The sequence below is a fragment of the Neobacillus sp. OS1-32 genome, assembly GCF_030915425.1.
In the GTDB taxonomy this organism is placed as follows: domain Bacteria; phylum Bacillota; class Bacilli; order Bacillales; family Cytobacillaceae; genus Neobacillus; species Neobacillus paridis.
Genome location: NZ_CP133263.1, coordinates 4122735 through 4144479, shown reverse-complemented (window position 1 = coordinate 4144479; position 21745 = coordinate 4122735). Strand labels below are relative to the sequence as shown.

The window sequence follows — 21745 nt, the reverse complement described above, 5'->3', positions numbered from 1 at the left end:
TAAATTTTAATGTTGATAATTGCGATTAAGTAAGGGAAACCCCATTTTTTAGGGTTTCCTTTGTTCTTGTGTGTCTTTATTTTTTAACTTCATAGTGTAGTTCAACGAATTGATTGAAGTTCCTTACACCTTTCAATGAGAGGTTTAATGGATAATCTCCTTCTCTAAACAGAGGAATTCCTGTTCCTAGTAAAATTGGGGCAACTTTAATGATGAATTCATCAACCAATTTATTTTTTATAAAAGAATGTAACAATTCTCCTCCACCAACAACCCAAATGTTTCTTCCTTCTTGATTTTTAAGTTTATTGGTGAAATGAACCGCATCTTCATTAATAAATTTTACATCTTCCTTATCATCAAGAGAAGACCTTGTAAATACATAACATTCTTTGTTTTTATATGGGAGTTCTTTTATACCTTGTTTCATTACCCAATCGTAGGTCCTTTTACCAAATAAAATCGTATCTACCGTTTCATAAAATTCAGAATAACCGTTATCTCCTTCACCTTCAACTTTGAATAGCCAATCAAGAGATTCATCTTTTGTAGCGATATACCCATCTAAACTTGTTGAAATAAATAATACTAATTTTCGTTTTTTACCCATAAAATCCCCCTCTAATTTAGAATGAATGTTCAAGTATTTCGTTGGTTGAATCAGAACTATACATTGAATTTTGATAGTCGCAAACTGTCATATGTGTCAGTCATTTCAAATACTGGAGAGGTTTCAAATATTAACAATATTCTTTAACAGAGCCTAAAAAAAAGCAAGCAATCGGCTCGATTAACTTGCTTCACTGTTTTTTCTAACTGGTTTATCCTGGATTTGGTTCAGGCCTTGTTGTTGATTTTTTTGCTCAGGCAGTTCCCGCTCCGCCGCCTCATGAACGTTCAAAAAGTAGTAGCCTTTTAGGATATAATAGAAGCCCAGTGTTTTAAAAATATGACCGATAAAATGATCAATATCATACACGCTTTTATAAATGGTAAAAACTAATTCCATTAACAGTAAAAAGACAAACGCTAAAGCAACGGATAATTTTTCTTCACCTTTTTCTACATGATATTGATATAAGGTTATCAGCAAACAAATAAATTCAATGAAAGTAATCCCATACTCCATTGCATTTTTTAACATGGTTGTGCCTTTTCCTTCAACCATCAGCAACGGCAGTTGTTTCTCAAAATAGAATACAATCAATCCGATGGAACAAACGATTAAGATCCCTAATACCAGAGCGCCAAGGCGATAATCCCTTTTGAGTCTGCGCTCAGGAATAATTAGCACAAGCAGCATCAGAACAGCTTGAATCACCCTTGCGATCACCCAAAACCAGGTCGCTTTTGCAACGGAACTTTCTGAAATGAAGTAGGGCATGCCTTTGAAGGATAAGGTATGGAGCAAGTCAATTGATCCTACGAGGAAGAAGGTGATCGCTAAGAGCAGCATTTGGCTCGATCTTGTCTGCTGATAACTTTTAAGTCCGTAAATGAAAACGGCAGCCGAGATGCATATACTGATACATTCTAAAAGGATATGGATTCCCACGTAATTTTCAGGGTTATAGAGAACGCTTATCGGTGATTGGAACAGATGGACCATCATCAAAAGAACAATGGCTGCGACGGAGTAAATGATAAATTTCCCTTCGGTTAGGTGAGTCTTCATGTATTCACCTCCGTTTCTATATTTTTAATTCTTATTATAGAACGCTTTAACAGTCCATGACGGGTGAGGTTGTTGCAATTTTATGAACCTTTTATAAAGAAAAGTTCAAGCTTTTCTTTATTCGTCGCGAACCAGTAAAAAAGAGACTGCCTCATGCGGCAATCTCTCTTCTTCCATTATTTCCACCATTCATCAAACATGGTGGCAGGCATGCGACGCTTGTGCTCAGTTATAAGATAGCGCTTTTCAATTTTAGCAGCTACTTCCGCCGGGACCTGCTTTCCTTCCAGATAATCATCCAGTTCATCATAGGAAATTCCTAATTCTGTTTCATCCGCCTGTCCCGGCTTTTCATCCAACAGGTCCGCCGTTGGGACTTTCAGATAGAGCGGTTCTTCAGCCCCGAGTTCTTTTAACAAAGCCCTCCCTTGACGCTTCGTTAATCCCGTTAACGGGGTAATGTCTGCCCCGCCATCGCCATATTTTGTATAAAACCCGGTAACCGCTTCGGCTGCATGATCGGTGCCGACGACAAGCAGGCCAGCCATCCCAGCAACGGCATACTGGGCGATCATTCTCATTCTTGCTTTTACATTTCCCTTTTGATAATCACTCAAAGGCTGGCTGGTTGAAATTAGATTATATTCCTTTTGCAGCTCATCTACGGCTGTTTTAATATTAAATACTACTTCTTGGTCAGCCTTGATAAAGGCCAATGCCCGTTTGGCGTCCTCTTCATCCTGCTGCCGTCCATACGGCAGTCTCACAGCAATAAAAACAGCATCCGTCCCTGCCTGGCGCAGCTCTTCCACTGCCAGCTGTACCAGCCGTCCTGCCAAAGTGGAATCCTGACCGCCGCTGATCCCTAAAACATATCCTTTTGCCTTTGTCTTCCATAAATAATTTTTCAGAAAATCAATTCGCTTGCGAATTTCTTCCTTCGGTTGAATCGTGGAAGAGACATGTAAATCCCTCATTATTTGTGCTTGTAAACTCATTTTGACCCCTCCTGTTTTTCCTTATCTATTAATGTACCATAGTTGATGAAAAACGACTGACCCAAAAACTTCTCAGGCCCCCCTAATTTTTATCCTGAGGGATGCCTGAGAAGTTTATTGTAATTTTTGCAGTTTTCTTCGTTCCGGTGCATGTGGCGGCTTTTGTGCCCAACCGCGTTCAACCATTAGCTTAAAACCTCTTGCTGTATAGGCTAAGACCTCCAGACTGTATTTTTGATAATAAGCCGTAAGGTCGGTTCTCAGAGATAAGGACAATGCATGACCAATTAAGGTAATATCAATCCCATTCAATAAATTGAAAAGAGTCACAATAAGCCGGTCGGAGAACGGATTGACCGTTGCCGTCGTTACTTCCATAGACGTAGAGACATTCCCCAATAGTTCCTCCCTCATAAGGATATCGTTAAAGGTATTGATTTGCTTTTCAGAGATTCTTTTCCCATCAGCAATATATTGATGGATTTCTTTGTCCTTCACAACCTGAAGCAACCCCGTACAAAGTAATACTGAAAAATAATTCCGTTCCGTATTAAAAAAGATTTCCGTGATTTCCGTTACATTTAAGGGCCGCTTTTTACCAAAACCGCTAATATAAGAGAATTTATCCACATATTCTACCTTTTCAGGATAAGGCACCATAGGTGGCCTGTCATATATTCCTTTTGCCAGCATCAGTTTTGTCGATTTTTTGTATAAATCAGCCATTTGCTGCAGCATCGTCACAAAAAAATCCAGTACATCTTTACGCGCAACATTCGAGGTAATAAAACCCGTGTTAATCATGGAGAAGCGGCTGATGCAATAGACTAAACTAACAGCGAACATGTCATAAAATAATGGTGGGGCGGTCAAATCAAGATCTTTTTCGGAAAAGCCATCAGGGAGCGGGATCCCTTCTGATTGAAATATATCGGTCATTTTTTTGATAAATTCAGAGGATGAAGCAAGCGCATCTTGGAGCAGCTTGGCAACTTCTTCATCCTTATTATGATGTAAAAAGTAGGTCAGCAGGCAAACGGACAGATTCTCTTGAAGATAGACTTCCCATAAACCGGAGATTTCCGCACTCGACAATCTAATACTGCGCTCGACCATTCATAATCCTCCCCTAAAACATCTATAAGACTAGATTCCCAAAATAGGGGGTAAATTATTCAAATAAAAAATGGGATCAGCGTAAAAATCACGACGATCCCATTTTTCATTCTGTCATCTATTCGCTTTCTGTTACTTCGAGGATATCTAAAAAGAAAACAAACACGGGAATCCCAATGATTAAACCCCATACTCCAAAAAAGTGTTCGCCAAAAATCAAGACGATAAATGTATAAAAAACCGGGAGATTTGTTTTCGAACTCATTAAATTTGGATTTAATATATAGGCCTCAATCCCATGGATGACGGCAATGGCCAGGCCGACATAGAGCACCTTCATGATTCCGCCAATACTATAGGCAATAATCACAAGCGGAATTAATGAAATGATGACCCCGGCAACGGGAATCAAGCCTAAAACAAAGACCATAATGGATAAACCGCCAAGCTGAGGAAAATCAAGCAGCCACAATGAAATCGTCGTAAGAATACAGTTCACAACGGCAATAATCAATTGCGCTTCAATGACTTTCCCAAAGGTTCTAACGAATTTTCGAGCAAAATATTCAATTTCGACATAAATCGATGAAATTTTGCTCGTTTTAAATTTCTTGGTAAATTCAATTAATCTTGGCTTTTCAAGCAGGCAAAATAAACTAAGCAACAGAGCTAACAGAATTTGCAAGCCAACTTTACTAATGCCGCTAAAGGACTTTAATAAGTAAGTAACCCCTTGCTCCAAATAGCTTGAAATATTGATTTCCTCTATTCGAGTCACGATATAATTCAAGACGATATTGTCATGCTTGGCTGTATAAAAATCAGTCAATTGGATGATTAATGCCCTAATTTCACCAGCAATCATCGGCAAATACATAATTAACCCGTATGAAAGCAGGCCGACAATACTGGAATAACAAATCACCACCAGCAATTTTCGATTAAGGGGAATTTTCTTTTGGATGAATTGAACTAGCCGATCCATTAGAAAAGTAAAAATAAAGGTGAGTAAAATTAAATTGATCATCGACCTCATGGCATATAAAACAAGGGCAATAATGGCAAAAATTAAAATCCGTTTAAGTGAACTGCTCTGCATTAATTTATTGATCATAGACAATTATCGGTCCTCATTATTTTCAGAATAGAAAGTATTTTAACTCCTGTATATTATAGCAAATATACCGCTGTTTTGTCCTTTATGACACCTTATTGTAGCTACTTTTGTTTAAATTGAAAAGGCGTCATGGAGCTATTAATCGCATGACTTTTATAGCCATTCTTTGTTAAAAAGTCAAGTAGTTTTGGTAAGTTTGCCAGGGTTTCCTTCCGTTCATGCAAGAGAATCACAATCGGTTCCTGATGATGTTCGATTCTCCTCAGCTGCTCGATCACGCTGGTTACATAGCGGCCGTCTTTGAAATACCAATCTTTACTATCGATGTTCCAATCCCACATCGAATAACCCTTTTCAATAACAGCCTTCCGATATTCTGGTGTCATCCGCGGTACACTGCCATACGGGGTTCTTATTAAATAGGAATCAACACCTGAGATTTCTTTTAAAGTGTTGCGATTTTGTTCTAATTCACCTAACACGGAATGTACTGAGGCATAAAACCGTTTGACGTCATGAGAGACACTATGAAGCCCGACAGCTTCACCTGACTTCACCATTAATTTAGCTGCTTCAGGAAACCGGCGAATATTTCCGTCAATCATAAAAAATGTCGCTTTAAAATGATGCTTATCTAACAGTTCAATGATATCACCGGAAAAAGGCGACGGTCCATCATCAAATGTTAAATAAACCACTTTATTCTTGGGTTCGTCTCTTCCTGATTTGTTTACTTTGTGTTCGGACACGATTGTTTTGGATTCTTTCTTTACAGGTGGAGGAGTAGCTTTATCCTTAGTGGCAGACGGTGCCGCGGCTGTATCTTGAGTCGTTTTTGATGGCACTTTTCTAATCTCTTTTACATTTTCCCTCGCAAGCGCCTGATCTTGCTGCTTTGGAATCCATTCCTTATCTTGTCTTTCATCCCTTATTTTTTGTTTTGACACATCTGGTTTGGCCTTCTTCATGACAGGGTGCTCGGCAATTTCCGTTTTTGGTTGATTCATAGGCTTGCTCGCCGCATTTGCCTGAAAATAGTTTGTAATCGAAATTCCGGCAAACACAACTCCAATCACAATGATTAGGCTTAAAGACCAGATTGACCAAATGCGCCTAAATTTCTCATTCATAAGATCCCTCTCTGCTGCTGTTTTTATTTTCCCCTTTATCACCATTATAGACGATATTGCCTTTAAAATGTTTCAAATGTATTAAAAAAATTACAATTCTATTAAAAAGGTAAAAAAACTCAGGTGATAGATTTCTCTCTATCATTCTCCTATTTTATTTTACTAAAATGGAAGGAAAATGGTAACCTTTAAAAAGAAATAGTACATGATTTAATTTTTGAAATTGAAGAAAAATGGTGAATCCTCGCAATTGTTAATCTCGCCATAGTGAAAATGTTCACCATTTATCCATGTAAATTTTAAACAAATTGGATTATCATATATATATACTAAAATGAAAGCGAGTTCGCTTTATGAATCGAGAGATGCGATTACAGCTTATTACTCAATTGATCTCTAAATACGAAGTAAGCACGCAGGACGAGCTACAAAAACTGCTTTTGGAAAAGGGACTGAAGGTAACCCAAGCAACCATTTCCCGGGATATTCATGCCTTGCAGCTGATCAAAGTACCAACTAAAGACGGTGGCTTTAAGTACAGCTTTAAAGTGGACCAAGAATATATCATATCAGAAAAATTAAAGCACAAGCTGCGCGACGCCCTTGTGAACATGGAAGCGATCAACTACTTTGTGGTCATTAAAACGCTGCCTGGACATGCCCATTCCTTTGGGGCGTTGTTTGACTCAATGGACCTGGAAGGAAAAGCTGGAACCATTTGTGGTAATGATACCTGCTTAATCATCTGCCGCTCTCCTGAGGAAGCCATTCATATTCAACAGCAAATTGACTTGCTAAATCATTAATTAGGTTAACCTAGAAAGGGGTAACAAAATTGCTAAATTCAGCAGTCTTACAAATGGATGTACTTTCTGATTTGCAGCAGTTTCCCAATTTAAAATTACTCCCAGCCAAAACATTACAAAAGTATATTCCTTATTTTTATTTTCGTTCTTACAAAAAAAATCAACGCCTTTTTATGGAAGGTGATCCGCGCGATAAAATCTTCTTCTTATTGGATGGCTATGTTATGTATGAAAATAGTAATGAAGATGGCAGCATTCACTATATTGACTATGTAAAAAAGAACCAAATGTTTCCTTACTGCGGTATTTTCAACGATCCGTGCTATAAAAACACGGCGATTGCCGCTACCGATATCATGGTTTATTTTGTGCCAACACCTATACTCGAAGAGATGCTTAAGTCCAGTGCAAAGACATTAATCCATACCATTTCAAAACTCTCTACCATTCTCGAACTTCACCAACAGCGGATGCAACAAATCATCGTACCGAATGCCCAGGAAAGAGTCCTTCATGCCCTTAAGTTCTTGATGGAAGACCTTGGTGAAATCAGTGAACATGAACTTATGATCCCTTGCCCGCTTACTGCCGCAAATATATCGAAAATTTCCGGTACCACAAGGGAAACAGTCAGCTTGATTATGAATCAATTAAAAAGAGAAGGAATTATCTCCGTTAAAGAGAAAAAGATTTGCTTTCATCAGCCAGATTATTTTGATGATCTTTAAGGAAATACTTAAGAAGGGGTCAGCAACTACTGCACTAACCCATTCGTTGTGCAATAGGCTGGCCTTTTAATTTTTACATATAAGGATGGTAATAATGGAAAACAAAGAAAATAATCTAGGTATTTTGGCATTAATTGCCCTAGTCATTGGTTCACAGATCGGCGGTGGCGTATTTAATGTTGCTTCTGATTTAGCAGCAGGGGCAAATGCCGGCGCAATTATCATTGGCTGGATCATTACAGGAATTGGCATGATCGCATTAGTTTTTACCTTTCAAAATTTAACCAATAAACGGCCGGATTTAGATGGCGGAATCTACAGTTTTGCCAAGGCAGGTTTTGGCAGCTATTTTGGATTTAACTCTGCCTGGGGTTATTGGCTGTCTGTCTGGCTCGGAAACGTCGCCTTTTTAACCCTGCTGTTCAGTGCGATCGGCTATTTTCTACCGATATTCAATGGCGCTAATCTCGTTTCCGTGCTGGGGGCTTCTGTTTTCCTTTGGTTATTAATTTTCTTTATCTCCAGAGGAATTCAAACCGCGGCCATCATGAATATCGTTGTGACGATTGCGAAGCTCATCCCGATCTTTTTATTCATTGTCATTGCCCTGTTTGCGTTTCATTTTCATACCTTCACATTAGATTTTTGGGGTGGCACGTCATTTAACCTAGCAAACGTTATGACCCAAACGAAAAGTACGATGCTCGTCACACTATGGGTTTTTACCGGAGTGGAAGGGGCTGTTGTTTTATCACGCCGGGCTCGGAAGAAAAAGGACGTTGGCCGAGCGACGGTCATCGGCTTAATGTCCACCTTAACGATTTATATTTTAATCTCCTTATTATCCTTGGGTGTCATGACCCGAGGGGAACTTTCAAGTCTAAAAAGCCCTTCGATGGCATATGTTCTGGAAAGTATCGTGGGTCCTTGGGGGGCCATGTTTATTAATCTTGGCTTGATTATCTCGTTACTGGGGGCTCTGCTTGGCTGGACTTTATTTTCTGCAGAAATTCCATATCTGGCAGGAAAAGATGGAACTTTCCCGAAATTTTTCACGAAGGAAAATAAGCATAATGTTCCCACGAACTCCCTTATTTTCACGGGACTTTTGATTCAAATATTCCTTCTAACCTTGTTAATTTCCGATAAGCCTTACCAGTTTGCTTTTTCGATGGCCAGTTCGACCATCTTAGTGCCTTACCTTTTTTCGGCTTTATATCAAGTGAAGTACAGCTGGCAGCATAAAGAAACAAAACAAATAATTATTGGTATCATTGCTTCTATCTATAGTTTTTGGATCTTATATGCAGCAGGGGTGACCTATTTATTATTGACATCGATATTATATTCACTGGGTACTCTCATTTTCTTATACGCCGCCAAAGAAAAGCAGCAGAAAGCGTTTAAACCATTTGAACTCTTATGGGCATGTCTCTTTATTCTGTTTGCCATTATTGCAATCATCATGCTAGCAACAGGAAAAATTCAAATATAGTTAAAAAGGTTGGCAATTTGCCAACCTTTCTTCTATTACTAATCGTTTTAATTTTGCGAATTCATCTTTGTCATTTGTGTGACATCCGTTGGTTATTCAATTATTTCCTTTAAAAATCAATATTTTTTATGAATATATTCATAAGTATGCAAATCCCCTTATACAAACAACAAAAAAATGTAATGAATTTAACAGTTTAATTGTGAAGAGGCAAACAAAATTTTTCTTGCACATTGCCTAAAATAAAGTTGTAGCAAGGAAGTTAATAAAAAGGAGGAAGAAAGATGAGCAGTATTCAAGAGACGACACGCGAGAGAGAAACAACCAAATTAAGTCATCCGATCAATGTCACATCAGAAATTGGTACTTTAAAAACCGTTCTATTGAAACGGCCTGGAAAAGAAGTTGAAAACCTAGTGCCAGAGTATTTACAACGGCTATTATTCGACGACATTCCATATCTACCAATTATCCAAAGAGAACATGACTACTTTGCCGAGACATTAAAAAATCGAGGCGTAGAAGTACTATACCTCGAAAAATTAGTTTCTGAAACACTCAATAATTCAGAACTAAAAAATCAATTTGTTGATGACATTTTACGCGAAAGCAACGCAAATGTCAATGGTGCTGGAAAAGCATTAAAAGAATATTTATTGTCATTCTCAACCCCAGATATGGTTGATAAAATCATGAGCGGTGTCCTCAAAAAGGAAATCGAAACGAGCAAGAAGACCCGTTTATACGAGTTAATGGAAGACCATTATCCATTTTATTTGGATCCAATGCCAAACCTTTATTTCACTCGTGACCCTGCAGCAAGTATGGGCAATGGTTTAACGATTAATAAAATGCGTGAGCCTGCACGCCGCCGTGAATCTTTATTTATGGAATATATTATTAAACATCATCCAAGATTTGCCGGTCATGATGTTCCAGTTTGGCTAGATCGTGATTATGAATTCCCAATTGAAGGTGGAGACGAACTTATTTTAAGTAATGAAGTCATTGCTATTGGGGTTTCTGCACGTACATCTGCAAGAGCAATTGAAAAACTGGCTCTTAATCTATTTAAAAAGAACAGCTCCTTCAAGAAAGTTCTAGCTGTTGAGATTCCTAAGAGCCGTGCCTTCATGCACCTAGATACCGTCTTTACAATGGTAGACTATGACAAGTTTACGATTCACCCAGCTATTCAAGGACCAGAAGGCAACATGAACGTATACATCCTTGAAAAAGGTCCGGATGAAGACCATGTTAATATCACACATCGCAACAACCTTCAAGAAGCTTTAAAAGAAGCTCTTGGACTCAGCGAGCTGATCCTTATCCCTTGCGGTGGCGGTGATGAAATTGCTGCTGCCCGTGAACAATGGAATGACGGTTCCAACACATTGGCCATTGCCCCAGGTGTTGTTGTGACATATGACCGCAACTACATTTCGAATCAATTGTTACGTGAGCACGGAATTGAGGTCATTGAAGTCTTAAGCTCGGAATTATCCCGTGGCCGTGGGGGCCCTCGCTGCATGAGCATGCCAATTGTTCGTGAGGATCTTCGTAAGTAATTTGTTTGATAGGAGAGATTAAATATGGAAGCAACTGTATCTAAATTACACGGAAGAAGCTTTCTTCGTGAAATGGATTTTACAAAAGAAGAATTTGTATCTTTTATCGATTTAGCAATGAAATTAAAAGACGAGAAAAAACGGGGCATCAAACACCGTTATTTAGAAGGTAAAAATATTGCATTGTTATTTGAAAAACCATCTACTCGTACACGCTGTGCCTTCACAGTTGCTTGTATTGATCTTGGTGCACATCCTGAATATTTAGGAAAAGACGATATCCAATTAGGTAAAAAAGAATCAATCGAAGACACAGCAAAAGTATTAGGCCGCATGTTTGATGGGATTGAATTCCGTGGCTTTGAACACAAAAAGGTAGAAATGCTGGCTGAACATTCCGGCGTTCCGGTTTGGAATGGTTTGACTGACCAATGGCATCCAACCCAAACACTTGCTGACTTCTTAACAGTAAAAGAAAACTTTGGCCATCTTGAAGGCATCAAGTTTGTCTATGTTGGCGACGGCCGTAACAACGTTGCTAACAGCTTGCTTGTTGGCGGTGCCCTTGTTGGAATGGACGTACGGATTTGTTCTCCTGAGTCATTATTCCCAGCTAATGACATTGTGGAATTAGCAGAAAACTTAGCAAAACAATCTGGCGGTCGTGTAACCATCACCAGCGATGTTGCAGAAGGCGTTGCTGATGCCGATGTAATTTATACTGACGTATGGGTATCTATGGGTGAAGAAGATAAATTTGCTGAAAGAATTGCGCTTCTATCTCCATATCAAGTCAACATGGAAATGATCAAAAAGACAGGCAATGACAATGTAATTTTCTTACACTGCCTACCTGCTTTCCATGATCTAGAAACAAAGTATGGCCGTGATATTCATGAAAAACATGGTCTTCCTGAAATGGAAGTAACTGATGAAGTATTCCGCAGCAAACATTCAAAAGTATTTGACCAAGCTGAAAACAGAATGCATACCATCAAAGCCGTCATGGCCGCAACTCTTGGCAAATTAGATTAATTTCTTTAATGCAGGAGAAGGAGTCTGTCTCCCTCTCCTTTCTTTAGTTATCTATAAAAGTTATCTATAAAATATTGTTTCTGAAGGAACATCCCTTCCTTCTTATCAGTATATTTACGACCCGGAGGTTTATACTATGAAAAATAAAAAAGTTGTTATTGCCTTAGGCGGAAATGCCATCCAATCCGGAGATGCAACCGCTGCTGCCCAACAACAGGCACTTGAAAAAACTGCGAGACAATTAGTTGATTTTATCGCTCAGGGAATTGATATCATTATTTCCCACGGTAACGGCCCTCAGGTCGGAAATATTTTACTACAGCAGGCTGCCGCTGATTCTGTTAAAAACCCAGCTATGCCGCTTGATACATGTGGTGCGATGAGCCAAGGCATGATTGGGTACTGGATGCAAAATGCAATGGAAAAAGCATTAAAAGAGCGCGGTATCCAAAAGGATGTAGCAACCGTTGTTACTCGTGTTGTTGTCGATCAAAAGGATCAGGCATTCAGCAATCCAACAAAGCCAATTGGGCCATTCTACAGTGAAGAAGAAGCTAAAAGAATTGCTGAAGAAACCGGTGCCAGCTTTAAAGAAGATGCCGGTCGCGGCTGGAGAAGAGTTGTTCCTTCACCTAAACCTGTCAGCATAAAAGAACATGCCGTTATCAATTCTCTCGTTGAACAGGGACATATTGTTATTTCTGTTGGCGGCGGCGGCATTCCTGTGATTGAAACGGAAGCTGGAGTTACTGGCGTTGAGGCTGTTATTGATAAAGACTTTGCTTCCGAAAAGCTTGCTGAGCTTGTTGGTGCAGATGCGTTAATCATTTTAACAGCAGTTGATAATGTTTATATCGATTTTAATAAACCAACTCAAAAGAAACTTGAAGATGTCACCATTGATGAATTAAATGCTTACATCGAGGCTGGTCATTTTGCAGCCGGCAGCATGCTTCCGAAGGTTGAAGCAGCGATCCAATTTGCGAAAACCAACCCTGAACGCAAAACCATCATTACTTCATTAGATCAAGCATTTAACGCGCTAAACGGCACAGCTGGAACAGTCGTTTCCATGCATGGGGCCCCAGTTATCGCTTAAAATTATTGATTTGGAGTAGTCATTCCAATCGAGCTCCATTTACTTCGGAGCTCCTTGGATACTCCTTTCCATAAACAAATATTATAATCATCAAAGCAGTAATAGCGGCTACGCTATCGTGAGCGCTGACTATTCCCTGTGGTATCAGACACCTTCAAATTGTCACAATAAATGAAAACTCGCCTATTGGCGGGCCCTTAAGGACGAAGACAGAGCACAATTGAATTTATCCATCCTATTAGCTTAAAGAAGGACAGACATCATGGGGATGGCAGCATAACTTCCTTAAAGAAATGAAGGTGTTCACTTGGAAAATGAAAAAAAACTTGGTTTGATTTCGCTCATTGCCTTGGTCATTGGTTCGATGATCGGCGGTGGAGCGTTTAATATCGCTTCTGATATGGCCTCAGGGGCCAGTGCCGGAGCGGTCATACTTGGCTGGATTATCACTGGAATCGGGATGATCACCTTAGGGTTTTCATTTCAGAATTTAACCAATAAACGGCCTGATTTAGAAGGCGGTGTCTTTAGTTATGCCAAAGCAGGTTTCGGTAATTATTGGGGATTTAATTCAGCCTGGGGGTATTGGTTGTCAGCATGGCTAGGTAATATTGCATTTTTAACACTTTTATTTAGTGGAATTGGCTATTTTATACCGATATTTAACGGAGGAAATGTTGCTTCGATTATCGGCGCTTCCATAATTCTTTGGCTCATGCACTTTCTCATCTTACGGGGCGTTCAATCAGCAGCACTGGTAAATCTAGTTGTTACCATTGGTAAGCTTGTGCCGATTTTCCTCTTCATCATCATTGTCATTTTTGCCTTTAATATCGATACCTTTAGCCTCGATTTCTGGGGGAAGAATGGTTTTCATCTTTCCGATGTATTGAGTCAAACAAAGAGTACCATGCTTGTTACCCTTTGGGTGTTTATTGGGATCGAAGGGGCAGTTGTTCTGTCAAGTAGAGCCCAGAATATGAAAGATGTCGGAAAAGCGACGGTCATTGGTTTACTTTCCACCTTGGTTATTTACGTGTTGATTTCCTTGTTATCCTATGGAATTATGTCACAGGCAGAACTGGCAAATTTAAAGAGCCCTTCTATGGCTTATGTATTAAAAGAAGTTGTCGGCCCTTGGGGAGCAGCGATCGTCAATTTAGGGTTAATCGTTTCCCTCTTAGGTGCCTTATTAGGGTGGACACTATTGGCTGCTGAGTTGCCTTATGTCGCAGCAAAAGATGGAATTTTACCAAAATATTTTGCTAAAGAAAATAAGAATAAGGCACCAGTAAATTCGTTAATTATTACCAATGTGTTGGTGCAATTATTCTTGCTTACCTTGTTAATTTCCGACAAACCATACCAATTCGCCTATTCGTTAGCCAGTTCGGCAATTTTAGTACCCTATCTTTTCTCTACTCTCTATCAAGTGAAATATAGCAGCCAGCAAAAGGATACCAAGCAAATGGTCATTGGTATTATTGCTTCCATCTATGGGGTATGGCTGTTATATGCAGCAGGGCTTAGTTATTTAGTGCTAACTTCATTGTTGTATGCAATTGGAATCTTGGTCTTTCGATATGCCCAAAAGGAAAATGGCCAGAAGACATTTAAAACCTTTGAACTGGTCTGGGCGATTATTTTCATCATCCTTGCGATTGTCGCTATTATCATGTTAGCAACAGGACAAATCAATATTTAGGACCAGAAAAGCGGAAGCGCCTTGGTCAGCGGCGTATGGCCTCCTCGAAAAAGCTATCGCTTTTCCTTCGTGCGATGCAAATGCTGTCGAAGCCTTCCTTGTGGAGCGCTCCAACTGAGATAAAGGAAACACGAAGAGCCAAGTAACTACCTGAAAATGCTTCCTAGGCTTTGCGACGAGCTGAACATCAGCTTCGTTGAATAAGCTTTGGCGCAGAAGCAGGAGGCGATTCGATGTTGACTTATCGTAGGGCGGAGAGCGAAGGACACTAGCCGCTAGGCGCTGAAGCTGGACAATAAGAAAACCGGGCGAAAAACCGCCCGGTCCTTCTAGGATAAAGGAATTTCCTCTTTTACATAACACATCAAACAAACACCTAGCTGAGGAAAACCTTGGGTGATATATTTCCTTTCCTGCCATTAACATTCTGATTGAAATGGAGAGAAAATGGTAACCCTAAAAACATTACTTTCTTTTTTGCATATAACCTTTTGTTGTGAATTAAAAAAATATAGTGAATCCTTGAAATTATTAATTTTGCCATCGTGAGAATGTTCACAATTTATTCATGTGAATTATTAGATAGCTATACTAAAATGAAGGCGAATACGCAACTATATGAATGGAGAAATGTGATTACAGCTTATTACTCAATTGATCTCTTTCCTATCTTGAAGAAAACTCGCCGATTGGCGTGCCTCTAGACGAAGACAGAGACGTAGTTGCACTTATGCCTCATAGGAAAGATTATCCTTTCCTATCGGCTAAAAAAATTTTTCTAAAGGAGGCTGAAAGATCACAATGAGCTTAGATAACTTAATTCCTGAACTGCGCAAAGTTGAATCAGATTTTCATCAGGCACTGACAGAGCTAATCGCCATTCCTAGTGTTATTGATGAAAATGAAAGGGATTTCGCATTTGGAAAACAAATTGACCTAGCTCTTAAAAAAGCATTAGAGATCTGTCAGCAGTTAGGCTTTCGTACTTACTATGATCCAAAAGGTTATTACGGCTACGCTGAAATTGGTGAAGGAGAAGAAATGGTTGGCATCTTGGGTCACCTTGATGTTGTCCCGGCTGGAAGCCTCGATGAATGGCAGACATCACCATTTGAAGCGGTCATAAAAGACGGAATTATGTATGGGCGCGGTACCCAGGATGATAAGGGACCGACTCTTGCTGCCCTCTTTGCCGTAAAGGCGCTAATGAATCTCGGTGTTACCTTTAATAAGCGCGTTCGCTTCATTTTTGGAACCGATGAGGAAACCTTATGGCGCGACATGAAACGCTACTGCGAAATCGAAGAAATTCCGACAATGGGCTTTACACCGGACTCGACATTTCCATTAGTTTATGCCGAAAAAGGTCTGCTACAGCTTCATTTACAAGGAAAAAATGAAACAAGCTTGCGGCTGCAATCCGGCAGTGCCTTTAATGCGGTGCCTGACTCTGCCCACTATAGCGGTGAAAAGCAAACTGAATTAGCAGCTGCTTTGGATGAACTGGGATTTTCCTATGAACAAAAAGGCCAGGAAATTGTCGTTTTAGGGAAAGCGGTTCATGCTCAAGTAACCGAAGAAGGAATCAATGCGATTAACCGACTATTAATGGCATTGAAAAAAATCGGTTTTACATCAAAAACAATCGAATTTATTAATGATTTAGTTCAGGAAGATCCGTTTGCCGTGAAAATTTTCGGTGAATGTGAAGATGAAGTTTCCGGAAAACTGAAATTCAATGTTGGAAAGATTGCCATAACCGATGAGATGGAACAACTTTCGATTGATATGCGTATTCCTGTTACGGCTAACAAGGATGAGGTTGTCCGCCAATTAGCCGATGCAGCCAAGAAATATGGCTTGGAATACAAAGAATTTGACTTTTTACGTTCGATTTATGTTCCAAAAGATCATTTTCTAATTAAAACATTGATGAAGGTTTATCAGGAAGTTACTGGTGATCTCGTATCAGAGCCGATTTCTTCAGGTGGTGCCACTTATGCCCGAGCAATGGAAAACTTTGTGGCATTCGGTGCTATTTTCCCTAATCAAGCGAAAACTGAACATCAGCCAAACGAACATGTTGAATTAAAAGAATTGTTCAGGGCGATGGAGATTTACGCAAGAGCTGTTTACGAGTTAACCCACTAGATTTAAATATCTTATATAATGGGGGGAATTATCATGAAAAAAAAGTTTAAAATGCCCACAGCTTACACGTTATTATTCTTAATTATTGTTGTCATCGCCGCTTTAACCTGGGTTGTTCCAGGCGGTAAGTACGATACAAAAGTAGACAAAGCGACAGGTGAACAAATTCCAATCGCTGGGACTTATCATCAGCTGCCCGTTGATAAGCAAACTCCGCAAGGACTCTGGGAGGTTCTCAATGCCCCAATCAATGGATTCTTTGATGCCGTCGATATTGCCTTATTCGTTCTTGTAATCGGAGGGTTCCTCGGTATTATTATGAAAACGGGTGCGATTGATGCCGGAATTACCAGAGTTATCCGGAAATTAAAAGGACGAGAGCAGTGGCTGATACCCATTTTGATGACGTTGTTTGCGATCGGCGGGACAACCTACGGTATGGCGGAAGAAACAATTGCTTTCTATCCAATCTTAATTCCAGTTCTAATTGCCGCTGGTTATGATGCATTAACAGCAGTCTCCATTATCGCCATCGGGGCTGGAATTGGCTGCTTAGGTTCAACCGTTAACCCGTTTGCTACAGGGATTGCTTCTGGATTTGCCGGCGTATCCATTGGTGATGGTATAGGATTACGTGTGATTATTCTGGTTGTTACCTTAATCATTTCGATCCTGTTTGTGATGCGCTATGCCAAAAAGGTGAAAGACGACCCTTCCAAATCACTGATTGCCAATATGAAAGAAGATAATGAAAAGCATTTCTTATCTCAACAAACAGGAGACGTTGAATTTACCAGCCGTCATAAAGCTGTTTTAACAGTGTTTGGCTTAACCTTTGTGGTCATGATTTTAGGGGTTATTCCATGGGCTGCAAAATTCCACGTTACCATTTTTGAAGATTTGGTCAATTGGCTTGGAAAGATTCCGTTCATCGGAAAATTATTGGGCGGGATGATTCCGCTTGGCGACTGGTGGTTTGGTGAATTAACGATGTTATTCCTCGTTTCTTCGATCATCATTGCCTTTATCTATAAAATGGGCGAGGAAGAATATACCAGCACGTTTATGAGAGGCGCTGCTGATTTATTAGGTGTAGCCATTATTATCGGTATTTCCCGCGGGATTACCGTTGTTATGAATGCTGGTGGAATGACAGCAACTGTGCTTCACTGGGGCGAAGGTGCACTGGAACATTTAGGTTCAGTGGCGTTTACGAATATTTCATTCTTATTCTACCTGCCGTTATCTTTCTTGGTACCTTCAACATCCGGTTTGGCAACCTTATCAATGCCAATTATGGCACCTTTAGCAGACTTTGCTCATGTCGGCCGCGACTTGGTGATCACTGCTTATCAAAGTGCCTCAGGTGTCATCAACTTAGTTACACCAACGAGTGCTGTTATCATGGGTGCTCTGGCAATTGCCCGGATTCCATACAGCACCTATCTAAGACATGTTTGGAAATTAGTTGTCGTCATTTCCGTTGTGATCATGGTTATTTTAAGTGCTGCAGCAATGATGAGCTAATAAAGGCGATTATTTGTTCAAAGACCGCTGTCATATGAAGCATTAAACCGTAAATTAGCTATCCTTTCAGCAAGAAGGGATAGCTAATTTATTTTTTGTATTTCTTCTTCCATCCAAGCTCAAAGGTAAATTCAAAACGCTGAATGACTCCGTCAAAGTATCTAGGTTGATTTTGTATTAGTATTACCTATTACCAGGAGCGGCTTTATCTACTCCTGTTACATGATGGCGGTGGCCGTCGTCCTCACTTGTATAAAAGTCATAATAATGGACATGCATCCCATTTCCTACAGGAATGGCCGGCCCCGAGTAGGCTTTGTAATGATGAGTATGGCCGTCTTCAAACACAACATAGCCCTCCGTATAATGAATATGACTGCCATCCTGTGTCGGTATCGGTGGAGACGTTACATCTAAACATTGATGAACATGCCCTGCTTCCATTGAAGTGTAATCCACCGAACCGTGATTATGATGCGGTACAAACCCAGTAACAAAATCATCCTTCCCAACCTTCGCCAAATCCCTTCACTCCTTGTCATTTTATCTTTGATGGATTCCCTTCCCTGTCTCTTACTGAACAGACGCTGCGAGTCCCCCGGCTTTATTACCATGATATTAATGAGGAGTAAAAATATGTTAGGAAACAGACAGCTTCCGTAAACTCATCCAAAAATACAAGAAGATTGATCTATTGATACTTGATGAATGGTTATTAACTGAGCTTTTAGAGGAGAATGCCCTTCACGTCTTGGAAATTATTGAGGCAAAAATAAAGAGAACTTCTACTATATTCTGTTCCCAATTCTCGCCCGAACGGTGGCACTCTAGGCTGGGACAGGCACAGATAGCAGATGCGATTCTTGACCGCATTGTTCGCCATGCTCAATAGAGTAGGCGCATGAATTACTCATGCGCCTCTCACAGATCCGTACGTGCGGGTCATCGCATACGGCTCCTCCATGATTATCCCCGTTGGGGATGATGTTCATTGTAAATATCCACAAGAGAAACAAGACCTTTCTCTTTATAAAACCATTCATTTGGAAGGGCTACGTTTACGGGTTTACACTTTGAACTTCTCCATGCATACATCCGAAGCTGTGGAAGTTCCCCTTTCCATTTTCTTCTGCGTAACTCCCTATGTAGTTTCCTTATTTTCCTCCAACTTCTTAATTGAACAGACCGTAATCTTCTTCTAATCCATTTATCAAACTTAACCATTAGTGTCTTTGAGTGCCAATATCCAAAATAATTTCCCCATCCTCTTAAATATGGGTTGAGTCTTTCTTTAATCAGTTTTTCAATGTTCACCGTTTGGTTTCGCTTTGTTATCTCCTTGACTTTACTTTTAAACTTCTTTATAGATTTCTTAGAAGGTTTAACCCAGAAAGCTTGTTTAAATTCATACCCCAGAAAAACAAATGATTCATTCATATTATTAACAATCTTAGTCTTTTCGGGATGGATGATTAATCCGAGTTTTTGTTCAAGGAATCGAGTGACTGATTTAAGTACCCTTTCGGCACCCTTTTGTGATTTACAACAAATAACGAAGTCATTTGCATATCGTGTAATGCGATGCCCTCTTTCTGTCATAAGTTCATCCAATGGATGCAAATATATGTTCGCAAGTAACGGACTGATGACACCGCCCTGTGGAGTACCTTTTTCATTTAGATGGAAACTGCCACCCTCCATAATTCCTGCTTGGAGAAAACTTTCAAGCAATCTAATGACACTTCCGTCCACTATTTCTTCCCTAACTAAAGTCATAAGTTTGTCATGCGGAATTGTATCAAAATATGATTTCAGGTCTGCATCAATTACGTACACATACCCATCCAGTAAATCCTTTCGGATTTTCTCTAATGCCATATGTGCACTTCGATTCGGTCGAAAACCAAAACTACAATCAAGAAATTTAGCTTCAAATATTGGTTCTATTATTCTACGTACAGAAGCTTGTACTACTCGGTCTCTCACGGTTGGGATGCCTAAAGGTCTTTTTGAACCGTCAGCCTTTGGAATATATACACGCTTCACAGGTCTCGGCTTGTATGTCTTTTCTCGTAACTCACGTTGAAGGATTTGTACATTATCCTCCACACCAAATTCAAATGCTTTAATGGTTACTCCGTCTACCCCTGCGGCTCCACGATTCCTTTTTACCTCTTTAAAGGCTTCCTCCATGTTAGGCATTGCCCATATTTTATCTATGAGACTATACCATTTCTTCTTTTGTGGAGTCTTTACTCCCTCACGAAAACCTTGTTTGTCTTCTTTTCCGTTCATGTTCCGTTTCTTTCCTTTCAGTCTGATGATTAACTAGCCCAACCTCGGCAATATCAACAGATCCATAAAGTACTACGCCCCATACGGTCTACCCTTCTGTTCAACCCCGATTCTATGGATTTGTCCTCTCGGTTTCTGTATGGACATGACGTATTCTAAGCTAACTCAGTTTCTCTTCCATGGACAGACGGGCTTCGCATAGAGTCCATACCTTTTGGGTTATGGCTCCTCTCAATAACTAGGTATTGAGTCACTTACCTTTGCGACCTTTCCGGTAAGTTTGTTCACTACTATCCCCTGCTCTGACTTCTCACCATCCATAGCCTTAACTTGCCAATCACTGACTTGTTTAAGGTTTACCATAGTATGTATGGAGACGATGAGACCTCCTTGGGTCACGTCATCGGGCTTTCCCCTGAATCCAGTCCTCCTAACTAACAGAGCCTTCTTGTGGTTTTGGACACTCCCTTATTTTGCAGGGTTATCCGACTCAGCCAGCCAACATGGTTAAATAGTCGCCTGTTCCAGGTTTTGCCTTCAAGTCCTCTGCACATTTCCTCACGGCAATGCACTACCTGTCAGCTATACACTTCCGCCACTTCGGTGTGTTCGGGACTTTCACCCTCTAGTCCGATGCGCTGCCAAGCGCACAAAATTATGACAGCACAAATGCTGTCATAATTGCGCATATAATCACAAATAAAATATGCAGACGAAAGTAAGCTAATACAACTGCAACAAACCCACCAATTAATCCTACGAAAGGTTTGTGTTCATTTACTGTAAGTATTCCAGGATAGATTAAGGCAGCCAAAGCTGCATAAGGAACGCATTTTAACCAATTTTCAAGCCAATTGGGTATAGTAAACCGCCCTATAATAAATGCAGGGGCAAGGCGAGAAATGTACGTAACAATGGCCATTCCTATAATAGTAATCATTACCCACATCTTTTAATCCTCCTCCATTTTAAAAACCATTCCTAATGCGCTTCCTAAAATTGTAGCAATAACTATTGGCCACCCACCCTTTAAAAACAAACCAAATAAATAACTTAATAGAGCACTAGGTATTACAATTAAAATAAGCTTCCAAGAGTTACGAATTGCTGGAACTAATAATCCGATAAACATGGCATACAAAGAGATTGACATTATGGAACTAATCGATAAAGGTATAAAATGGGCTAACAATTCTCCAATTAAAGTACCTAAAACCCAAGTTGCATAGGAAGTAAACATAAGCCCACGCTAATTTGAATAAAAAGCCGATATTCCCTAAGGTATTATCGGACTGTTATG

Annotated in this window: 19 protein-coding genes and 1 pseudogene; 10 read left to right on the top strand and 10 right to left on the bottom strand. The window is 39.9% G+C overall.

Going from position 1 to position 21745, the window contains the following annotated elements; genetic code table 11:
* Positions 1-76 precede the first annotated feature (76 nt).
* The 6 genes from RCG24_RS20240 to RCG24_RS20215 form a co-directional block, all read right to left on the bottom strand.
* Positions 77-610, bottom strand: coding sequence for a dihydrofolate reductase family protein (locus tag RCG24_RS20240; RefSeq protein WP_202656133.1), 534 nt, complete (start codon positions 608-610; stop codon positions 77-79).
* 180 nt (positions 611-790) lie between these two features.
* The gene (locus RCG24_RS20235) at positions 791-1675 is read right to left on the bottom strand and encodes a membrane-associated sensor domain-containing protein (RefSeq protein ID WP_202656134.1); all 885 of its coding nucleotides are present in this window, start codon (positions 1673-1675) and stop codon (positions 791-793) included.
* A 176-nt stretch (positions 1676-1851) separates the two neighbouring features.
* A complete protein-coding gene (gene nadE, locus RCG24_RS20230; protein WP_308077877.1) occupies positions 1852-2673 on the bottom strand; it encodes an NAD(+) synthase in 822 nt (273 codons plus the stop codon).
* 114 nt (positions 2674-2787) lie between these two features.
* Positions 2788-3789, bottom strand: a complete 1002-nt coding sequence (locus RCG24_RS20225) for a DUF3231 family protein (RefSeq protein ID WP_308077876.1) — start codon at positions 3787-3789, stop codon at positions 2788-2790.
* A gap of 118 nt (positions 3790-3907) precedes the next feature.
* Complete coding sequence (locus tag RCG24_RS20220; protein WP_202656322.1) at positions 3908-4903, bottom strand: AI-2E family transporter; 996 nt, start codon at positions 4901-4903, stop codon at positions 3908-3910.
* Between the two features lie 104 nt (positions 4904-5007).
* Entirely contained in the window at positions 5008-6036 is a 1029-nt protein-coding gene (locus tag RCG24_RS20215) for a polysaccharide deacetylase family protein (protein ID WP_202656137.1), read from the bottom strand.
* A gap of 353 nt (positions 6037-6389) precedes the next feature.
* Here RCG24_RS20215 and argR point away from each other — a divergent pair, with 353 nt between their 5' ends.
* The 9 genes from argR to RCG24_RS20170 all read left to right on the top strand — a co-directional run bounded on the left by argR (position 6390) and on the right by RCG24_RS20170 (position 18150).
* On the top strand, positions 6390-6842 hold the full coding sequence (argR, locus tag RCG24_RS20210; protein WP_202656138.1) for an arginine repressor: 453 nt from the start codon (positions 6390-6392) through the stop codon (positions 6840-6842).
* A 29-nt stretch (positions 6843-6871) separates the two neighbouring features.
* On the top strand, positions 6872-7570 hold the full coding sequence (locus RCG24_RS20205) for a Crp/Fnr family transcriptional regulator (protein ID WP_202656139.1): 699 nt from the start codon (positions 6872-6874) through the stop codon (positions 7568-7570).
* Positions 7571-7664: 94 nt separating this feature from the next.
* Positions 7665-9065: an arginine-ornithine antiporter gene (gene arcD / locus RCG24_RS20200; protein WP_308077875.1), complete on the top strand. Its 1401-nt coding sequence runs from the start codon at positions 7665-7667 to the stop codon at positions 9063-9065.
* Positions 9066-9349: 284 nt separating this feature from the next.
* Entirely contained in the window at positions 9350-10633 is a 1284-nt protein-coding gene (gene arcA / locus RCG24_RS20195; protein WP_202656141.1) for an arginine deiminase, read from the top strand.
* 24 nt (positions 10634-10657) lie between these two features.
* Positions 10658-11668 (top strand): ornithine carbamoyltransferase, encoded by a 1011-nt coding sequence (gene argF / locus RCG24_RS20190; protein WP_202656142.1) that lies wholly within the window; start codon positions 10658-10660, stop codon positions 11666-11668.
* A 136-nt stretch (positions 11669-11804) separates the two neighbouring features.
* A complete protein-coding gene (gene arcC / locus RCG24_RS20185; RefSeq protein ID WP_202656143.1) occupies positions 11805-12767 on the top strand; it encodes a carbamate kinase in 963 nt (320 codons plus the stop codon).
* 307 nt (positions 12768-13074) lie between these two features.
* Entirely contained in the window at positions 13075-14472 is a 1398-nt protein-coding gene (gene arcD, locus RCG24_RS20180; RefSeq protein WP_308077874.1) for an arginine-ornithine antiporter, read from the top strand.
* An 801-nt stretch (positions 14473-15273) separates the two neighbouring features.
* Positions 15274-16623 (top strand): M20 family metallopeptidase, encoded by a 1350-nt coding sequence (locus RCG24_RS20175; RefSeq protein WP_308077873.1) that lies wholly within the window; start codon positions 15274-15276, stop codon positions 16621-16623.
* A gap of 33 nt (positions 16624-16656) precedes the next feature.
* Positions 16657-18150, top strand: a complete 1494-nt coding sequence (locus RCG24_RS20170; protein WP_308077872.1) for a YfcC family protein — start codon at positions 16657-16659, stop codon at positions 18148-18150.
* 183 nt (positions 18151-18333) lie between these two features.
* Here the strand turns inward: RCG24_RS20170 and RCG24_RS20165 are convergent, their stop codons facing one another.
* A complete protein-coding gene (locus RCG24_RS20165; protein ID WP_202656147.1) occupies positions 18334-18672 on the bottom strand; it encodes a YmaF family protein in 339 nt (112 codons plus the stop codon).
* Between the two features lie 142 nt (positions 18673-18814).
* Here RCG24_RS20165 and RCG24_RS20160 point away from each other — a divergent pair.
* Positions 18815-19042 (top strand): annotated as a pseudogene (locus RCG24_RS20160) (ATP-binding protein); the annotation flags it as partial.
* A 74-nt stretch (positions 19043-19116) separates the two neighbouring features.
* Here RCG24_RS20160 and ltrA read toward each other — a convergent pair.
* From ltrA to RCG24_RS20145, 3 genes are all read right to left on the bottom strand, one after another.
* Positions 19117-20445 (bottom strand): group II intron reverse transcriptase/maturase, encoded by a 1329-nt coding sequence (gene ltrA / locus RCG24_RS20155; RefSeq protein WP_308077871.1) that lies wholly within the window; start codon positions 20443-20445, stop codon positions 19117-19119.
* Between the two features lie 655 nt (positions 20446-21100).
* Positions 21101-21394 (bottom strand): AzlD domain-containing protein, encoded by a 294-nt coding sequence (locus RCG24_RS20150; RefSeq protein ID WP_202656148.1) that lies wholly within the window; start codon positions 21392-21394, stop codon positions 21101-21103.
* A gap of 3 nt (positions 21395-21397) precedes the next feature.
* Positions 21398-21685 carry a hypothetical protein gene (locus RCG24_RS20145; RefSeq protein WP_202656149.1) on the bottom strand — a complete coding sequence of 96 codons (288 nt, stop codon included), beginning with the start codon at positions 21683-21685 and terminating at the stop codon, positions 21398-21400.
* Positions 21686-21745 lie beyond the last annotated feature (60 nt).

Coding starts and splice junctions, on each gene's coding strand:
- RCG24_RS20170 (WP_308077872.1), top strand. CDS start 16,657: ATGAAAAAAAAGTTTAAAATGCCCACAGCTTACACGTTATTATTCTTA.
- argF (WP_202656142.1), top strand. CDS start 10,658: ATGGAAGCAACTGTATCTAAATTACACGGAAGAAGCTTTCTTCGTGAA.
- nadE (WP_308077877.1), bottom strand. CDS start 2,673: ATGAGTTTACAAGCACAAATAATGAGGGATTTACATGTCTCTTCCACG.
- arcC (WP_202656143.1), top strand. CDS start 11,805: ATGAAAAATAAAAAAGTTGTTATTGCCTTAGGCGGAAATGCCATCCAA.
- RCG24_RS20145 (WP_202656149.1), bottom strand. CDS start 21,685: ATGTTTACTTCCTATGCAACTTGGGTTTTAGGTACTTTAATTGGAGAA.
- RCG24_RS20235 (WP_202656134.1), bottom strand. CDS start 1,675: ATGAAGACTCACCTAACCGAAGGGAAATTTATCATTTACTCCGTCGCA.
- argR (WP_202656138.1), top strand. CDS start 6,390: ATGAATCGAGAGATGCGATTACAGCTTATTACTCAATTGATCTCTAAA.
- ltrA (WP_308077871.1), bottom strand. CDS start 20,445: ATGAACGGAAAAGAAGACAAACAAGGTTTTCGTGAGGGAGTAAAGACT.
- arcA (WP_202656141.1), top strand. CDS start 9,350: ATGAGCAGTATTCAAGAGACGACACGCGAGAGAGAAACAACCAAATTA.
- RCG24_RS20220 (WP_202656322.1), bottom strand. CDS start 4,903: ATGATCAATAAATTAATGCAGAGCAGTTCACTTAAACGGATTTTAATT.
- RCG24_RS20240 (WP_202656133.1), bottom strand. CDS start 610: ATGGGTAAAAAACGAAAATTAGTATTATTTATTTCAACAAGTTTAGAT.
- arcD (WP_308077875.1), top strand. CDS start 7,665: ATGGAAAACAAAGAAAATAATCTAGGTATTTTGGCATTAATTGCCCTA.
- RCG24_RS20225 (WP_308077876.1), bottom strand. CDS start 3,789: ATGGTCGAGCGCAGTATTAGATTGTCGAGTGCGGAAATCTCCGGTTTA.
- RCG24_RS20175 (WP_308077873.1), top strand. CDS start 15,274: ATGAGCTTAGATAACTTAATTCCTGAACTGCGCAAAGTTGAATCAGAT.
- RCG24_RS20215 (WP_202656137.1), bottom strand. CDS start 6,036: ATGAATGAGAAATTTAGGCGCATTTGGTCAATCTGGTCTTTAAGCCTA.
- RCG24_RS20150 (WP_202656148.1), bottom strand. CDS start 21,394: ATGTGGGTAATGATTACTATTATAGGAATGGCCATTGTTACGTACATT.